This is a genomic window from Citrobacter sp. Cpo091 (genome assembly GCF_030332645.1).
Classification (GTDB): domain Bacteria; phylum Pseudomonadota; class Gammaproteobacteria; order Enterobacterales; family Enterobacteriaceae; genus Citrobacter; species Citrobacter portucalensis.
Window position 1 is genome coordinate 84,802 of sequence record NZ_JAOWHL010000017.1, and the last position, 16,580, is coordinate 101,381.

At 52.3% G+C, this 16,580-nt stretch carries 17 protein-coding genes and 1 pseudogene; 8 read left to right on the plus strand and 10 right to left on the minus strand.

What is annotated here, in order from left to right:
• Positions 1–65 precede the first annotated feature (65 nt).
• Both OGY04_RS00475 and nepI read left to right on the plus strand, forming a co-directional pair.
• On the plus strand, positions 66–590 hold the full coding sequence (locus tag OGY04_RS00475; RefSeq protein WP_003827143.1) for an SRPBCC domain-containing protein: 525 nt from the start codon (positions 66–68) through the stop codon (positions 588–590).
• Between the two features lie 141 nt (positions 591–731).
• Positions 732–1,925, plus strand: a complete 1,194-nt coding sequence (nepI, locus tag OGY04_RS00480; RefSeq protein ID WP_008786516.1) for a purine ribonucleoside efflux pump NepI — start codon at positions 732–734, stop codon at positions 1,923–1,925.
• A gap of 61 nt (positions 1,926–1,986) precedes the next feature.
• Here the strand turns inward: nepI and OGY04_RS00485 are convergent, their stop codons facing one another.
• The 5 genes from OGY04_RS00485 to OGY04_RS00505 form a co-directional block, all read right to left on the minus strand.
• On the minus strand, positions 1,987–3,366 hold the full coding sequence (locus OGY04_RS00485; protein WP_008786515.1) for a carbohydrate porin: 1,380 nt from the start codon (positions 3,364–3,366) through the stop codon (positions 1,987–1,989).
• A gap of 205 nt (positions 3,367–3,571) precedes the next feature.
• Positions 3,572–3,874, minus strand: a complete 303-nt coding sequence (locus tag OGY04_RS00490; protein WP_008786514.1) for a PTS lactose/cellobiose transporter subunit IIA — start codon at positions 3,872–3,874, stop codon at positions 3,572–3,574.
• A 12-nt stretch (positions 3,875–3,886) separates the two neighbouring features.
• On the minus strand, positions 3,887–5,269 hold the full coding sequence (gene gmuD / locus OGY04_RS00495; protein WP_286584554.1) for a 6-phospho-beta-glucosidase GmuD: 1,383 nt from the start codon (positions 5,267–5,269) through the stop codon (positions 3,887–3,889).
• Positions 5,270–5,289: 20 nt separating this feature from the next.
• A complete protein-coding gene (locus OGY04_RS00500) occupies positions 5,290–6,621 on the minus strand; it encodes a PTS cellobiose transporter subunit IIC (RefSeq protein WP_008786512.1) in 1,332 nt (443 codons plus the stop codon).
• 12 nt (positions 6,622–6,633) lie between these two features.
• A complete protein-coding gene (locus OGY04_RS00505) occupies positions 6,634–6,948 on the minus strand; it encodes a PTS sugar transporter subunit IIB (RefSeq protein ID WP_008786511.1) in 315 nt (104 codons plus the stop codon).
• Positions 6,949–7,240: 292 nt separating this feature from the next.
• Here OGY04_RS00505 and OGY04_RS00510 point away from each other — a divergent pair, with 292 nt between their 5' ends.
• On the plus strand, positions 7,241–8,188 hold the full coding sequence (locus OGY04_RS00510) for a LacI family DNA-binding transcriptional regulator (protein ID WP_286584556.1): 948 nt from the start codon (positions 7,241–7,243) through the stop codon (positions 8,186–8,188).
• Positions 8,189–8,225: 37 nt separating this feature from the next.
• On the opposite strand, the gene OGY04_RS00515 is transcribed toward OGY04_RS00510, so the two are convergent.
• Positions 8,226–8,519 (minus strand): YicS family protein, encoded by a 294-nt coding sequence (locus tag OGY04_RS00515; protein ID WP_008786509.1) that lies wholly within the window; start codon positions 8,517–8,519, stop codon positions 8,226–8,228.
• Between the two features lie 130 nt (positions 8,520–8,649).
• Between OGY04_RS00515 and OGY04_RS00520 the strand changes: the two genes are divergently transcribed.
• From OGY04_RS00520 to nlpA, 3 genes and pseudogenes are all read left to right on the plus strand, one after another.
• On the plus strand, positions 8,650–9,066 hold the full coding sequence (locus tag OGY04_RS00520; protein WP_235126101.1) for a GNAT family N-acetyltransferase: 417 nt from the start codon (positions 8,650–8,652) through the stop codon (positions 9,064–9,066).
• Between the two features lie 225 nt (positions 9,067–9,291).
• A pseudogene (locus tag OGY04_RS00525) lies at positions 9,292–10,217 on the plus strand (Rpn family recombination-promoting nuclease/putative transposase).
• Positions 10,218–10,340: 123 nt separating this feature from the next.
• Positions 10,341–11,159, plus strand: coding sequence for a lipoprotein NlpA (nlpA, locus tag OGY04_RS00530; RefSeq protein WP_286584563.1), 819 nt, complete (start codon positions 10,341–10,343; stop codon positions 11,157–11,159).
• A 28-nt stretch (positions 11,160–11,187) separates the two neighbouring features.
• Here nlpA and OGY04_RS00535 read toward each other — a convergent pair whose 3' ends face one another.
• Both OGY04_RS00535 and OGY04_RS00540 read right to left on the minus strand, forming a co-directional pair.
• Positions 11,188–12,090: a carboxylate/amino acid/amine transporter gene (locus OGY04_RS00535; RefSeq protein WP_003827166.1), complete on the minus strand. Its 903-nt coding sequence runs from the start codon at positions 12,088–12,090 to the stop codon at positions 11,188–11,190.
• Between the two features lie 25 nt (positions 12,091–12,115).
• A complete protein-coding gene (locus OGY04_RS00540) occupies positions 12,116–13,060 on the minus strand; it encodes a LysR substrate-binding domain-containing protein (protein ID WP_286584620.1) in 945 nt (314 codons plus the stop codon).
• A 146-nt stretch (positions 13,061–13,206) separates the two neighbouring features.
• On the opposite strand from OGY04_RS00540, the gene OGY04_RS00545 reads away from it, so the two are divergent.
• Complete coding sequence (locus tag OGY04_RS00545; RefSeq protein WP_071444556.1) at positions 13,207–13,983, plus strand: SDR family NAD(P)-dependent oxidoreductase; 777 nt, start codon at positions 13,207–13,209, stop codon at positions 13,981–13,983.
• Between the two features lie 39 nt (positions 13,984–14,022).
• Here the strand turns inward: OGY04_RS00545 and OGY04_RS00550 are convergent, their stop codons facing one another.
• Positions 14,023–14,313, minus strand: coding sequence for a putative quinol monooxygenase (locus tag OGY04_RS00550; RefSeq protein WP_162623446.1), 291 nt, complete (start codon positions 14,311–14,313; stop codon positions 14,023–14,025).
• A gap of 16 nt (positions 14,314–14,329) precedes the next feature.
• Positions 14,330–15,337: a zinc-binding alcohol dehydrogenase family protein gene (locus OGY04_RS00555; RefSeq protein WP_071444557.1), complete on the minus strand. Its 1,008-nt coding sequence runs from the start codon at positions 15,335–15,337 to the stop codon at positions 14,330–14,332.
• Between the two features lie 104 nt (positions 15,338–15,441).
• Here OGY04_RS00555 and OGY04_RS00560 point away from each other — a divergent pair, with 104 nt between their 5' ends.
• The gene (locus OGY04_RS00560; RefSeq protein WP_286584568.1) at positions 15,442–16,359 is read left to right on the plus strand and encodes a LysR family transcriptional regulator; all 918 of its coding nucleotides are present in this window, start codon (positions 15,442–15,444) and stop codon (positions 16,357–16,359) included.
• The last annotated feature ends 221 nt before the right edge of the window (positions 16,360–16,580 follow it).

Here is a 16,580-nt window from a genome sequence, read left to right on the forward strand (position 1 = left end):
TCATTATCTTTATATCTTACGCGAAAGCATGATGTACCTCGTTAACTCACACGACGAGGTACATCATGAATCAAGCGACTCAACAACGTGCAATTATCTGGCCTGCAGCGTATCTGCCGGGGACGACTGATAACTTTGCCTCAAATGAAATTATCGTTGCCGGACTGAGCGCCCGTGCCGTCTGGGCACAGCTTAATGACACAACGCGCTGGCCGACGTATTACAGCAACGTGGCGGATATCCGTTTTCACGACGGTTCCGGTCCATTGTTAAGCATGGATGCCCGCTTTCGTTTTACGACTTTTGGTTTCCCCATCGAAGCGCAAATCACCGAGTATGTGCCGCCGGTTGACGGCCAGGCCGCGCGTGTTGCCTGGCATGGCTGGGCGGAAGGCGATGCCACTACACGTCTGGATGTGATCCACGCCTGGCTCTTTGAGGATTTACCCGGCGGGCGCGTACGTATTCTGACCCAGGAATCACAAATTGGCGTTCCGGCACAAGAACTGGCACGTACGCTGCCCAATCCGATGATCAACGGTCACCAGGAGTGGATAACCGGCCTGGCCCGGGCTGCGCGTGACGCTTAATTGAGCCAGAAAGGGCTCTCTGTCCTGGGCCGGATAAGGCGCAGCCGATCTCTGGTGAATAGTTGTCAAAACGTTAATTACGTCACAAATTTAATGTTACACTGCGTAACTTTTCTACAATAACCCCACGCAGGTAACAAAATGAGTGAAGCTGTTGAACAAAAATCCCGCGCTGAGGCAAATTCCCGACCTAATTGGTCGGCGGTATTTGCCGTGGCGTTCTGCGTTGCCTGCCTGATAACCGTTGAATTTCTCCCCGTTAGCCTGTTAACGCCGATGGCGCAGGATTTGGGGATTTCTGAAGGCGTGGCCGGACAATCGGTGACCGTGACGGCATTTGTCGCCATGTTCGCCAGCCTGTTTGTGACGCAAATTATTCAGGCGACCGATCGTCGCTATGTGGTGATCCTGTTTTCGGTGCTACTGACGCTTTCCTGTCTGCTGGTTTCCTTTGCCAATTCTTTTTCGCTGCTGCTCGTTGGCCGCGCCTGCCTCGGTCTGGCGCTTGGCGGCTTCTGGGCGATGTCGGCGTCGCTGACCATGCGTCTGGTTCCTGCACGTACGGTGCCGAAAGCGCTGTCGGTTATTTTTGGCGCGGTCTCCATCGCGCTGGTAATTGCCGCGCCGCTGGGGAGCTTTTTGGGCGGCATTATCGGCTGGCGTAACGTGTTTAATGCGGCGGCGGTAATGGGCGTGCTGTGCACGATTTGGGTGGTGAGAGCGTTGCCTTCGCTGCCTGGTGAACCTTCGCATCAGAAACAAAACATGTTCAGCTTGTTGCAGCGTCCAGGGGTGATGGCCGGGATGATTGCCATCTTCATGTCCTTTGCTGGTCAGTTCGCCTTCTTTACCTATATTCGCCCGATCTATATGAATCTGGCGGGCTTTGACGTTGATGGCCTGACGCTGGTGCTGCTGAGCTTCGGTATTGCCAGTTTCGTTGGTACGTCGTTCTCGTCGATGATTTTGAAGCGTTCGGTCAAACTGGCGTTAGCCGGTGCGCCACTGGTGCTGGCGCTCAGTGCGCTGGTCCTGATCCTGTGGGGCAGCGACAAAGTGGTCGCGGCGGGTATTGCGATTATTTGGGGGCTGTTGTTTGCGCTGGTACCGGTCGGCTGGTCGACGTGGATCACCCGTTCGCTTGCCGATCAGGCAGAAAAAGCCGGATCCGTCCAGGTCGCCGTGATCCAGCTTGCCAATACCTGCGGGGCAGCGGTGGGAGGCTATGCGCTCGATACCCTCGGACTGCTGTCGCCCCTGATGCTTTCCGGCAGCCTGATGCTGCTGACGGCGCTTTTGGTGGCAGCGAAAGTTCGCATAAAAGGTATGCAATAATCTCGGTGTTGTTCGCCGGATAAGGCGTTCTCGCCGTATCCGGCACTTCACGACTCACTAATCAGAACCATGCTTCCCACATGGCACCAAGGTTAAAGTCGTCCAGCGTTTCATCCTGCGTGCCGTTGACCCGCGCGGTGCGATCGTTATCCACCTTGCCGCCGGTGACGTAGAAGCGCAGCATCGGGCGGAACTCCGGTCCCATGGCGATTGACATGTTCTGCGACAGCGTCAGTTTCCAGCCGTGGTTATCCCCGCCGTTGTCGTAATCTACGCGCTGATAGCCCGCTTCCAGCCAGGTGGAGTGAACGTCGTTCCAGAAGTACATTGGACGCACAATCGCGCCGTAGTTCTTACGGTTATCGCTCTTATCGGTGCTGTTGTCGTAATCATGGAACGCTAACAGGTATTCCACCTGCGCCTGGCGGGTAAACTTATGACTTCCCTCGAAGCTGGCGTAAACCGTAGTCAGGTCGTCGGTTTTGTTATAGACGCTGTTGTCGGAGTTATCAGAATAACGGGCAATCACTTTATTCACGCCGCTGTCGTTGGTGTGGCTCAGCACGAATGCGCCCTGCCAGGCTTTCAGGCGGTCATCGCTCTCGACGGCTTTGGAGTCAAAACCGTAGTTGGCGTAGATCTCCAGATCCAGCGGGCCCACTTTCATATTGTGAATTTTTGACGTCACAGCGTAGTTGCCTTTATCGCCGGTACCGGAACCGCCGGTACAGGTAATACGCGATGGGTTGGCTTCGTCTTCCATCACTTCCGGGCTGCACGATTCAACTGCGGCAACGGTGGCGACATCAAACTGTACGCCGCCGATGTCGAAGTTCTTCACCCCGGCGCCCTGGCCGTCGTGGTTCATCCAGAAGTAGTCGTTGATACCCTGTTGCGGACGCTGGTGGAAGTCGCGGCCTGCCCAGATATAGGCGTTGGGATTGGATTCCAGTACGTTGGTGACGCCCGCGTAGGCTTTTTTCAGGTTAACTTCGTCGCCCCAGTGGTCGATCATCACGTTGATGTCCCAGATGGCGCCGTTATCGCTTTTGAACGCTTTTGAGAGCTGGAACTCGCCGCCGTTGCCTTCGTTACCCAGGCGACCGATAGCGGAAGCACCGTTGTAGGAGCCATCAACGCCAACGTATTTCTGATCGCCGCTCTGGAAATGCGCGCCGTAACGCGCATAGCCGCTGAATTTCACACCGAACGGAATAGCCATATCCGGCGATTGCGCCGCACTTTGCGGCTCGTTAATGACATCGGTTTTTTTCGCCACGGCGGCGTCCATTTTTGCCTGACGCTCAGCCAGCGCTTTATCGACGGCTTTGGCAACGATGGCATCGATTTGTTCTTGTGTGAATTCCTGTGCGAGGACAGAAATTGGGCACAGCGCGGCGACGACCGCCAGCGTGACTGGAAGTTTTTTTATCATGTTCATGGTTATCTCATCGACACTTTACCCTTCAGTTTGCGTAGAGCATTCTGAATAAGCGTGTGCATTAATTTATTTTAAGATAATAACCATCCCGTCTTGGTTTAATTTGCTATCACCAAAACAAGTTGATTTGTCTATTTAATAACGGGTACAGGGCTGCTTTATTTAATCGTAATGCTTTCTCCGTTGTTGAATGTGTAATTAACGATTAACGCTGATACAGATGAATAATTTCTTCTGACAGTTCGCGGGCTAATAACGACGTCATTAAGTGGTCCTGCGCATGCACCATAATTAATGTCATTGGTTGCCGGGCTTCCCCGGCGTCCTGTTCGATCAATTTGGTTTGCATGTGATGAGCCTGACGGGCGTAACCGTCAGCCTCACGAAGCAGGCTTTTTGCCTCGTCAATATTGCCGGCGCGCGCGGCATGCAGCGCTTCAAAGCACAGACTGCGGGATTGCCCGGCATTGACGATGATTTCCATTACTGCTTCTTCTAATGCAATCATGTTGTTCTCTTCCTAATCGAATCCGTTATTTTCGGCGGTCTGGGCAAACCATTCGCCGCTTTTTTTCACCGTACGTTTTTGCGTTGCTAAATCTAACTGAACAAAACCGTAGCGGTTTTTATAGCCGTTAAGCCATGACCAGTTATCAATAAAGGTCCACATATGGTAGCCAAGACAATTACAGCCTTCGCTAATTCCTTTATGTAGCCATTTAAGATGCTCAGAAACAAATTCAATACGGTAGCTGTCGTTGATTTGCTCTTGCTGAATAAAACGCTGCTCATTCTCGACACCCATACCGTTTTCAGAAATAAAACAGCGCGGGTTGCCATAATTATCACGCAGATTGGTAATAATATCGTAAATACCCGGCTCATAAATTTCCCAGCCACGATAAGGGTTCATTTTCCGACCCGGCATTTCGTAATAATCAAACAGCCACTCCGGCATAAACGGTGCATTCGGGTTGACGGCGCTATCACGACATTTCACGCGACGCGGCTGATAGTAGTTGATGCCGAGCAGGTCGATTTTGCCCTCGGCGATTAACTGGCTGTCGCCTGGCTGGCATGTTGGTAACTGATCATACTCTTTCAGCAGTCCAACCAGATCCGCTGGATATTCACCCTTCAGCACCGGGTCGAGGAAGCTGCGGTTAAACAGCAGATCCGCATAGTGTGCGGCTTTTACATCCGCCGGATTTTGTGAGCGCGGGTAGGAAGGCGTTAAATTCAGCACCACGCCGATTTCACCGTCATGGTTTGCGGCACGATATGCCCGAACCGCCGTCGAATGCGCCAGTACGGTGTGATACGCCACGGTGGCTGCACGTTTGAAATCCACCACATTAGGGTAATGGAAGTCATACAGATAGCCGCCTTCAACCGGGACAATTGGCTCGTTAAAGGTAAACCAGTGCTTAACCCGGTTGCCGAACAATGTAAAACACGTTTGTGCATAGCGGCCAAACGCCTCGACCACTTCACGGTTTTCCCAGCCACCTTTCTCCTGCATCACCATAGGCATGTCGAAATGGAACAGGGTGATAAATGGCGTAATGCCTTGTGCCAGCAGCTCGTCGATAACGTTGTTATAGAACTCGACGGCTTCAGGATTAACCTCGCCGGTACCGTCCGGAATCAGGCGCGACCAGCTCAGAGACGTACGGAAGCTGTTGTGCTTCAGCTGTTTGAGCAGTGCGATGTCCTGTTTCCAGTGCTGATAAAAGGTCGAGGTAGTTGCCGGGCCAACTCCCTGATGGAAACGACCTGGCTGACGGTCGAACCACACGTCCCACGTGGTCTGGCTTTTGCCGCCGTTCAGGCTATCCCCTTCGGTTTGCAGCGCTGAGCAGGCACTGCCCCACCAGAAGTTTTCAGGAAAACGGTATCTCATTGTTCTGACTCCTTGATTCATTATGAGTTGCTACGGGCAGCGTTCGCCACGGAGACGGCATCCTGTGCTTTTTGCTCTTCGGTTTTCAGCAAAGAACGTTCGTAAGCACGCAGGAATGGAAGGTACATCAGCGCTGACATCGCCATACAGATAAAGCACATCACCACCGGACTTAATGCCCAGTTTGCGGCCCAGGAAGCACCGATTGGCGCAGGCGTAGTCCACGGCGTCAGTGAAACAACCTGTGCCAGCCAGCCGAGTTTGGTGGCGCTATAGGCCAGCACGGCGTTAACCAGCGGGACGCAGACAAACGGGATGAACAACATCGGGTTCATGATGATTGGCGCACCAAACAGAATAGGCTCATTGATATTAAAGAAACTAGGCACAATTCCCATTTTGCCGATAGTACGCAGATGCGCGACGCGACTGCGCAGCAGCAGGAATGCCAGCGGTAAAGTTGAACCGACGCCGCCAATCAGCAGGTAGTGATCCCAGAAACCTTGCAGATAGACATGGGGCAGCGCAGCGCCCGCTGCCAGAGCGGCCTGGTTAGCGGACAGGTTCGCCATCCAGAATGGGTTCATGATGCCGGTTACGATCAATGAGCCGTGAATGCCGGCAAACCAGAAAATCTGGCACAACAGCACGGAAAGTAGAATAGCGGGCAGTGAGTCAGAAGCGGAAACCAGCGGCTCCAGCAGGTGCATAATCGCCTGCGGGATGATCATCCCGGTTTGTGCTTCGATAAACAGGTTCAGCGGATGCAGGGTTGCAATCACCACCAGTACCGGAATGAGGATCTCGAATGAACGCGCGACGCCGGTCGGGACTTCCTTCGGCAGGCGGATTGTCACGTTATTCTGCTTCAGCCATGCATATATACGGGTGGAGTAAATGGCGGTGATGAGGGCGGTAAAGATACCCTGACCGGAAAGATACTGCGTCGAGATTTTACCGTCGGCATAGGGCGCAGCAACCAGTAAAAACGCCATAAAGGCCAGCAGGCCAGACATCACCGGATCGAGGTTAAACTGACGGCCCAGGCTGGCACCAATGCCCACGGAGATAAAGAACGTCATAACACCCATGCTGAGGTTAAACGGCAGCATCAGCTGTTCACGATAAGTTGCCGAGAAATCGAGCCAGCCCCGGGCAAAGCTGTTGGTGGTATCGGCAGAGAACGGCGGAAAAATAAACACCAGCATGAAGGAGCCGATGATCATAAACGGCAGCGCCGCCGTAAAACCGTCACGAATTGCAATCACATACTTTTGCTGCCCTAACTTGCCAGCGAGCGGGGTGATGGATTGTTCAATGACGGCAACCATTGACTGATATAACGAACTCATAATGACACCTTTCTAGTGTGTCGCTTCAATCAGCGACAGAGCATAATCCAGCACTTTGTCACCGCGTTGCATACCGTAATCCATCATATCTATGGCTTTTACGGGTATACCCTGGGTGGCAGCCTTTTCGGAGAGCGTATTAAGCATGTACTTTACCTGGGGGCCGAGTAGCACCACCTGGTAATTTGGAAACTGAATGTCAAATTCGGAAACACCGTAGGCCTCAATCTTCACAGGCAATCCGCGAGACTCTGCCTCTTCAACCATTTTGCGAACCAGCAAACTGGTGGACATCCCTGCCGAACAACACAACATAATCCTGAACATAGTGAACCATCCTTTAAATGTAAAAACTTATTGCGAGTCTGATTTGATATCATACGGAAACCGGTTTCCATTCATGGAAAACAGAACTGTGACGGCCATCAAGATCTTATTCTTATAAGGCTAATTATTTGGATTTAGCTCACGAAATTAGCTGTGAAGATCTCTTTTTGAGTCCAAATGGAAAATCGGTTTCCATGAAAAACGGAAACAGCTATACTGCGGATGGTGATTATTTGAGCCAATGTTAAATTCAGGATGGAAAGGGCCTGGCGGGTCCTGTCAGGGGAGAATGATGTCTACTATCAACGATGTATCGCGTTTGGCTGGCGTGTCAAAAGCCACTGTGTCACGCGTGTTGAGCGGATCGCGTGGCGTAAAAGAGGCCAGCCGCCTCGCCGTGTTGAAAGCGGTGGATGAACTCAATTATCGTCCGAACGTGATTGCGCAGTCGCTACTCAGCCAGTCTACGGGCTGTATCGGCGTGATATGCGCGCAGGACAACATTAATCAGACCACGGGTTATCTCTACGCGCTGGAAAAGCATCTTAGCCAGCATCAAAAGCACCTGCTGCTGCGTTTTGCCAATACCAAAGCGGAAGTCATGAGCGCTCTTGATGAATTAAGCTGCGGCTTGTGCGATGACGTCCTGATTATTGGCGCGCGTTTTCCGCTGAACATCAATCAGGAGAATGTCATTCTGGTGGATTGTCTGGATTCCGGCGATGACGTCAACAGCATCCAGTTCGATCATGAGTTCGCTACCGAAACCGCCTGTAACTACCTGATAAGTCAGAACCGACGCCAGATTGCTTTAATTCATCCGGACGGGATGGGTTTCTCCGATCAGGTGCTGTTGGGCTATAAACACGCGCTGGAAAAAAACTTCCTGCCGTTTAACCGTAACCTGGTATTTATGGCTGCAACGTCATCGTCAGTGGCCTTGCAGGAGCTGCTGAACAACGCGTCCACGCTGAATTTTAACGCGCTGCTGGTGGCGGATGAACAGCAGGCACAGCGGGTGATCCCGCAGTTGCAGGCGTTTAATAAATCAGTACCGCAAGACATTATGGTCTTTAGCCTGGCCGGTTCGCTGCATCTGCCGGGAATCCCTACGATCCCGGCGATTGAATATTCCATGGACGCCATGGCGTCGCGGATCGTCAGTTGGCTCAACGAGAAAACCCAGAGCGTGCTGGGGTCGTACGTGCTGCGCGGCGACTTAATTATTCCTCAGCGTTAACGCTTTCCCTCTGGCGTGGGGCTATTTCGCTTCACGCCTATAAATCCGGGCATTCAACTTTGCCAAGCGCTTCCCAGTAGTTGTTTTGATTGTTTCTTTGAATTGCCAGAATGGCTTCGCGGATGTGCTGCTGATTACGCGTATCAGCCATAATCGTTTTTTCCCACACCTCATCAGATGGCGACCCTTGCGGGGTGCAAATCTTACGTAAATCCTTCATAACAGTATTCTTTTCGTGTACAGCCTGCAGACTGCCATAAGCCGAGTCGGCATGTGCCAGACCGGGTAGCGTGAAAAGGACGGCAATAATCGGAAAAATGACTCGTTTCATGATAATAATCCTTGTTGTCTATGCGCATCATCTCAAGAGTAAGTGTAGACGGCATACGACTCACTCATCACCCTGTGTTAATGTCTAAAAATAAATCAGCCAGAAGTTGTAGTTATTTCAGGAGGATAGGATGCAAATACAGATTACAGATACGATTACCGAAGACGATCAAAATGCCCTGCTTGCCGGATTGCGCGCTTACAACCAACAGTTTCTGAGAACCACCAATTTTGGCGACCTGGCGGTGTACTGGCGCGATGAGCGCAATGACATTCTGGGTGGGCTGATCGGCAAAATCAAAGGCGAATGGCTGTGCATTGATTTTCTGTGGATGCATGACTCGCTGCGTAAAGGTGGTTACGGCACAAAATTGATGCAGGCCGCAGAACAGACGGCGCGTGAGAGAGGATGCCTGCATGCGCTGGTGGATACCATGAGTTTCCAGGCGCTGCCGTTTTATCAGAAAAACGGCTATCAGCTGCAAATGACCCTCGATAACTTCCCGGAAACCGGTTCCGCGCGCCATTATTTGTCGAAAACGTTTTGATGACCGGAAGGTCTGGATGCTGCCGCCAAAGAGGATTTAGGTACTTGCCCGGAGGTGATCACGCTTACCGGGCATTTTTGCGAGCGTTATTCCCTGAAAATGAATACATTGCAAAAGCATGTATTTATCCGCCAAGCCGCCTCGCAACTAGAAAAGTTCACAGATGTTGTGTGTGCGACTGGCGAGTATGGTTCCGTCATCTTGTTCTTCTGGTGACGGACCGCCATGAAAAAACCAACAACTTCTACGCCGCATGATGCGGTATTTAAAAAGTTCTTAAGCCATCCAGAAACGGCACGGGATTTTCTTGATAGCTATCTTCCCGCACCATTACGTGAACTTTGCGATCTGAACACACTGAAGCTGGAGCCAGGGAGTTTTATTGAGGAAGACCTGCGTGCCAGTTATTCCGATGTTCTGTGGTCGCTAAAGACGAGAACTGGTAAAGGCTATATCTACGCGTTGATTGAACACCAGAGTTCACCGGATGCTCATATGGCATTCCGAATGATGCGTTACGCCATTGCCGCGATGCAGAATCACCTTGATGCTGGCCACAAAACGCTGCCGCTGGTGGTTCCGATACTTTTTTACCATGGCGTTGCCAGCCCGTACCCTTTTTCGCTGTGCTGGCTGGATGAGTTTGACGATCCAGAGACTGCGCGGCAGCTTTATAGCGCGACCTTCCCGCTGGTCGATATCACGGTGGTGTCTGATGATGAGATTATGCAGCACCGGCGAGTGGCACTACTGGAACTTGTCCAGAAGCATATACGCGAGCGCGATTTGATGGTGCTGGTCGATAAACTGGTTGCCCTGTTGATTAAGGGACACGCTAATGACAGTCAGGTAGAAACGCTATTTAATTACCTGGTGCAGTCTGGCAGCGCACCGCGTTTTGAGGCGTTTATTCGAGAGGTTGCCCTGCGCGTTCCCCAGCATAAGGAGAGATTAATGACGATTGCAGAATGCTTACGTGAGTCGGGGCGAAGGACAGGGTTGCTAGAGGGCAAACTCGAAGGCAAACGCGAGGGCAAAAAGACGAAGCGTTGCGGATAGCCCATGCCATGCTTGAGAAGGGGATCGATCGTGAACTGGTGCTAATTATTACCGGGCTTGCAATTGATGAACTAACAGTATCTTCCGACTAATTTATCTTAGCCCCATTATGCTTTTTTCTTCTTGCTGATGCTTTTTCGTTTTTTAAACCGCAGCGGCCTTCCCGCTATAGTCATTTCATTACTCATCAGGCGGTTATTGCAAAAGGATAAAACGTGAAGCTGAAGATACCTTATTTCGGGGCCGGGGCGGCGGTATTACTGGCGGGATTATTGCTGGCAGGATGCGATCAACAGAGCAGCGATGCAAAGCATATCAAAGTGGGTGTAATTAACGGTGCAGAGCAGGATGTGGCGGAGGTCGCGAAGAAAGTCGCTAAAGAAAAATATGGTCTGGAGGTGGAACTGGTGGGTTTTAGCGGTTCTCTGCTGCCCAACGATGCCACCAATCATGGTGAGCTGGATGCCAACGTCTTCCAGCATCGCCCGTTCCTTGAACAAGATAATAAAGCACACGACTATAAGCTGGTTGCGGTGGGCAATACCTTTGTGTTCCCAATGGCTGGTTATTCGAAGAAAATCAAAACGGTCGCTGAACTAAAAGACGGTGCAACGATTGCGATACCTAACGATCCAACCAACCTGGGCCGGGCGCTGTTGCTGCTGCAAAAAGAGAAGTTAATTACGCTGAAAGCGGATACCGGCCTGCTGCCAACAGCGTTGGATATTACTGATAATCCGCGGCATCTGAAAATTATGGAACTGGAAGGTGCGCAGTTGCCGCGTGTGCTGGACGATCAGAAAGTGGATGTGGCGATTATCAGTACCACCTACATCCAGCAAACCGGGCTTTCCCCGGTACATGACAGCGTATTTATTGAAGACAAAAACTCACCGTATGTGAACATTCTGGCGGCGCGAGAAGACAACAAAGATGCCGAGAATGTGAAAGAGTTCCTGCAATCTTATCAGTCACCTGAAGTGGCGAAGGCGGCAGAAACTATCTTTAACGGTGGCGCGGTTCCGGGCTGGTAATCATAACCTTTTGCCGCGCCGGTTGGTGTTAAACCGCTCTGGCGCGGCGACGTGAGTCCATTGAGATAAGTATTACCGAAGAGAGGATCAAAAGCGTGCCCAGCCAGTCTGGCAGGGTAAAGGTAATACCTAACAGCAGCAGGGACAGCAACGCGCTGCTCAACGGTTCCGCGCAGCTTAAAATGCTCGCTTTCGGTCCGCCAATCATCTGCGCGCCTTTCAGGTACAGGCTAAACGTCAGCGACGTGCCGATGACCACCAGATAGAAAAACGCCAGAATCAAACTGCCATTCACCACGAAATTAGTGCCCTGTCCGGCATAAAACGGCAGCAGGATCATGCCGCCGATTAACATACTCCAGCCGACGACCGGCAGCGTGCCGTAGCGCGCGATAAGCGTTGAGGGGTAGGTGGTGTAGAACGCGGCGGCAAACGCCGAGGCAATTCCCCAGAACAGCGCGGCAGGTGAGATAGACAGCGACGTCGGGTTACCGTGGGTGACCAGCAAGAAGGTGCCGATAAGCGATGTGAAGATCGCAGTCAGCACTAAAATCCCCGGTCGTGCTTTGCGCACCACGGAAAACCACGCCACGATTATGGTCGGTGACAAAAATTGCAGCACCGTCGCGGTGGCTGCGTTGGATTTTTCAATAGTCAGCAGAAAGGTTAGCTGTACGGTGAGCGCCCCAACCACGGAAAAAATCAGCAGGCTGATGGCGTCTTTGCGGTTTTTGATAATGGAGAACACTTTGTCGCCGTGAACGAAAGAGAGCATCAGCAGAATGAGCCCGGCGAAAATCAGGCGCGTCATGGTCAGAAACTGCGACGACATCTGGCTTTGCTCCATGATGTATTGCGCGCAAACGCCTGAACTTCCCCATAATACGGCGGCAATCAGGACGTTCATCATCCCTCTTCTGGTGGAACTCATCTTTCCCTCGGCATGTTGTTTTGTTTTATTTGTGTGCAGGCATCATAGCAGAGATGGTTGTGATTTCTGCCAGCACATCCGCAATCAGCCAGTCATTAAAGACTTTTACCTCCGGGCGCATTACCGCGTGCTGTGGCGTAACAATGTAGTAAGACCACGCCAGAGGCCAGCGGGTGTTGGGATGAAGCTGAACCAGTTGTCCGTCTGTCAGTAGCTGCTGCACCAATGCCCTACGCACAATGGCGACACCTTGACTGCTGAGCGCCGCCAGAATCACTGCAGAGGTAGAGTTGATGTGCAATCCACTGTCGCGAACGGCAGGTGCCTGGGTGGCGGTCAGGACATCATTCCAGTCCGGGAAATTGGCGCCGGGGTGGGGAGTGTCATCATGGATAAGCTTCTGTGCGGCCAACCATTCTCCACAGGATATTTTATCTACTGGCACAATACGTGGGCTACAAACCAGAACCGCTTCTTCATCCATCAGCCAGGTTTTATTTACCTCAGGCCAGTCGCCTTTACCGCAACGTACGCCCAGATCCGCTTCGCCATGAGCAACATCCATCAGCTTTTCCGTCACGTTCAGGCGTAATTCTATGTTTTCATGCGCTTGTGAGAAACGATTGAGGCGGCTCATCAGCCAGTTCATCACCAGTACCTGAGAGGCCGTGATGATCACCACCGAGCGCGCCCGTCGGCCGCGTAACTTGTTCAGCCCGGATTCCAGGCTATCCAGTCCCTGGGTTATCTCGCGCAACGCGTCCTGTGCTTCGCTGACCAGCGTGAGACGCTCTTTGCCTGAACGGGTTCGATGCAGCAGCGGGTGGCCAACCCAGTCTTCCAGCGCACGAACCAGTTGCCCAACGGCAGCCGGAGTGACCCCCAGTTCCTGCGCCGCACCAGTAAAACTGCCGTGGCGGGCTGTGGCCTCAAAAGCGTGTAACCATTTAAGTCGATTAAGCGAGCGCATCAGGTCATTTCCCGTTTTGTGAATATCTTCAGTATATGCCATCGAGATAGATTTTCTTTCTCGGTTCGCTATTTCTTCTCATTCGTCAGCGCCTCAGGGGAGTGGCATTGTTAGCGCATTAACGAATACGTGAAACGAGGCTAGCGATGAACACATTATTTGTCGGCAAAAAACTGTTAGTGGTGGGCGGTACCAGTGGTATCGGATTTGAAACCGCAAAACTGATCCTCCAGGGTGGTGGTCGAGTGGTGCTGGTTGGCAATCGCGTCGAGAAAGCGGAACGGGCCCGTCAGGCGTTGGCGGAGCTGGGTGACGTCTCTGTCATTGTGGCGGATCTGATGTCAGAAGCGGGCGTTAAGCAGGTGATGGCAACGGTGAATGCTGAGCACAAAGACATCAACCTGTTAGTAAATGCAGCTGGGGTTTTCTTCCCAAAACCTTTCACTGATCATGAAGTTGAAGATTATGAACTGTACATGAGCCTCAACCGCGCGACGTTTTTTATCACCCGCGATGTCGTGCGTAATATGGTGGCGGCTAACATCCAGGGTGCCATCGTGAATATTGGTTCGATGTGGGCGCAACAGGCAATTGGCGCAACACCTTCTTCAGCGTACTCAATGGCAAAAGCGGGCCTGCATGCATTAACTAAAAATCTGGCCATCGAGCTGGGGGCGAATGGGATCCGCGTCAATGCCGTTTCGCCAGCAGTGGTGCATACACCTATCTACGAAGGATTTATCCCGAAAGAAGACGTACAAGGTGTGATGAGTAGCTTTGACAGCTTCCATCCGATTGGTCGGGTTGGTACGCCGCGTGATGTGGCTGAATCCGTCGCCTTCCTGTTGTCAGACAAAGCGCAATGGGTAACTGGCGCCATCTGGGATGTGGATGGCGGTGTTATGGCCGGACGCAATGGCTGATGTAAATCCCCCGCATAGCTGCGGGGGCGCGTCGAGACATTAAGGCTCAATCGGCGTCAGATAATCCAGCCGTAGCGGTTCGGCTAGCAGATCGTTCATTTGTAGAATGAACGCCTGGAAATGTGGCAGAGCGATATGCTCATCCAGACCGGCCTGACCGCGCCAGGATTCGCGCACGTAGAACACATCCGGCGTGTCGCGTAACTGGAACAGGGCATATTCAATATTGCCCGGCTCCCGGCGTGTGGGCAGCAGCAGAGCTTGTAGCGCCTGTTTCAGCGCGTCGATTTTCCCCGGTTTGGCTTTCAGTACCGCAATAATTGAAATCACGTCAGAATCAGACATGTTAAAACCCCTCCAGCACAATCTTGCCGACCGAGCGACCGGTTTCAATTTGCGTGTGGGCTTTTTGCAGATTTGCCGCGGTAATCGCGCCAAAATGTTCGCCCAGCGTGGTACGGAGGGTGCTGTCGTCGATCAGCTGCGCCACGCGGGTCAGTAACTGATGCTGCGCAATGATGTCGTGGGTGGTAAACATCGAACGGGTAAACATAAACTCCCAGTGCAGCGAAATGCTTTTGGCCTTCAGCGGGCGCGCATCGAGAGTTTGCGGATCGTCAATCAGCGCCAGTTTGCCCTGCGGCGCCAGTGCGGCAATAATTTGCGAATAGTGCTGCTCGGTATTGTTCAGGCTGGCAACGTGCGTCACCTCTTTAATGCCTATCCGTGCCAGCTCTTCCGTCAACGGCTTGCTGTGGTCAATCACATGATGAGCGCCCGCTTCACGTACCCATTTCTGGCTCTGCGGACGTGATGCGGTACCGATGACGGTCATTTTGGTCAGCTTACTGGCCAGTTGCGTCAGAATAGAACCGACGCCGCCAGCCGCGCCAACAATCAATAACACATCATCTTCATTGCCATTTTCCTCAACGCCCAGACGGTCGAACAGCATTTCCCAGGCGGTGATAGCGGTCAGTGGCAGCGCCGCAGCAGAAGCATTATCCAGTGTTTTTGGCTTCAGCGCGGTAATACGTTCATCAACCAGCTGAAATTCACTGTTACTGCCAGCGCGGCCGAGCGCTCCGGCGTACCAGACTTCATCGCCGGGTGCGAACAGGGTGACGGCTTCGCCCACGGACTTCACCTCGCCAACGGCGTCCCAGCCCAGTACGCGCGGCACATCAGCGTTAAAACCTTCGCGGACCTTGGTATCAACGGGGTTGACGGAAATGGCTTTCACTTCAACCAGCAGATCGTGCCCGGTAGCAACTGGCATGGGCAGGTCAATCTCTTGTAAAAATTCAATGTTATTGCCGTCGGTCGCGGCGCGGGTAATGGCGATGGCTTTCATATTATCTCCGGTCACAGGAATCAGTTGAATAATTCGATGGTAAACCGGTAACAGAACGGGAAAAATAGCCCTATGGCGACAGGACTTATACTCGGGGAGTGAAAATGTTCCGGCTTGAAGATCTCACGTTGTTTGTCCGCGCCGCGGCGCTGAATAGTTTTAGTGATGCTGCGCGCGAAGTCGGCGTTCAGCCTGCTCAGGTCAGTTCAGCTATCAAGCGCCTGGAGTCTACGTTGGCTATCCGCTTGTTCGCTCGCTCCACGCGCAGCCTGCGCCTGACGCCAGAAGGTGAAGTCTGGTTACCCTATGCCCGCCAGATGCTGGATGTAATGCATGCCGGGCTGCAAAAAATTCAGACCCCGGAAGATGAAGTTTCTGGCACGCTGCAAATCGCCGTGCCTTCCGATCTCGGTCGTAACCTGCTGCTGCCGGTCTTTCAGTCGTTTCGACGCCGCTATCCCGCGCTGCGCCTGCGGATTTTTTTCTCCGACCAGGTAACGGATGTCTTTAAAGACCCCGTCGATGTTGCGTTTCGCTATGGCAACACCGAAGACGCGTCTTACATTGCGCTGCCCGTTGCAGCGGGTAACCGACGCGTGCTGGTGGCATCACCGGAATGGGTTGAGCAAAACGGAGCGCCGCAAAAACTGGATGATTTAACACAGCTCAACGCCATGACTTTCGTATTACGCGGCCGCCTGCACGATCGCTGGACGTTTACGCGCAACGGCGAGGTCAGCAGTGTGCAGGTTAACGGCACCATTATGAGTGACGATGCGGAAGTGATCCGGCGCCTGGCGATTGCCGGAGAAGGTGTGGCGTACAAGTCGTGGCTGGATGTCAGCGAGGATGTGCGTGACGGTCGATTACAACTGCTGATGCCGGATTATCAGGGAGAGAAAGTCCCGCTGAATATGATTTGCCCGCATCGGAAGCAGCTTTCAACGGCGGTTCGTCTGCTGCACGACGCAGTGAAGGCGCGGTGTGAAACATTGATGATGCTTCCTTCTGAACATGTTTAACTGCAGGCATATTATTCTATAGTCATATGCATAAATTGTCGTTAATCTCTCTGGAATTAAACTGATCGGAACTCCGATCAGTTTGTGATAATAGGCTTGTTGTTTATTGTTGCCATAATAAATATTACTTTTGTAATAAGTTCAGTATTTATAATATTACGGGGGATAATATCTTGATTGACTTCTGATGTGTGTATATTTATTAAAAGGTATTTGACGGT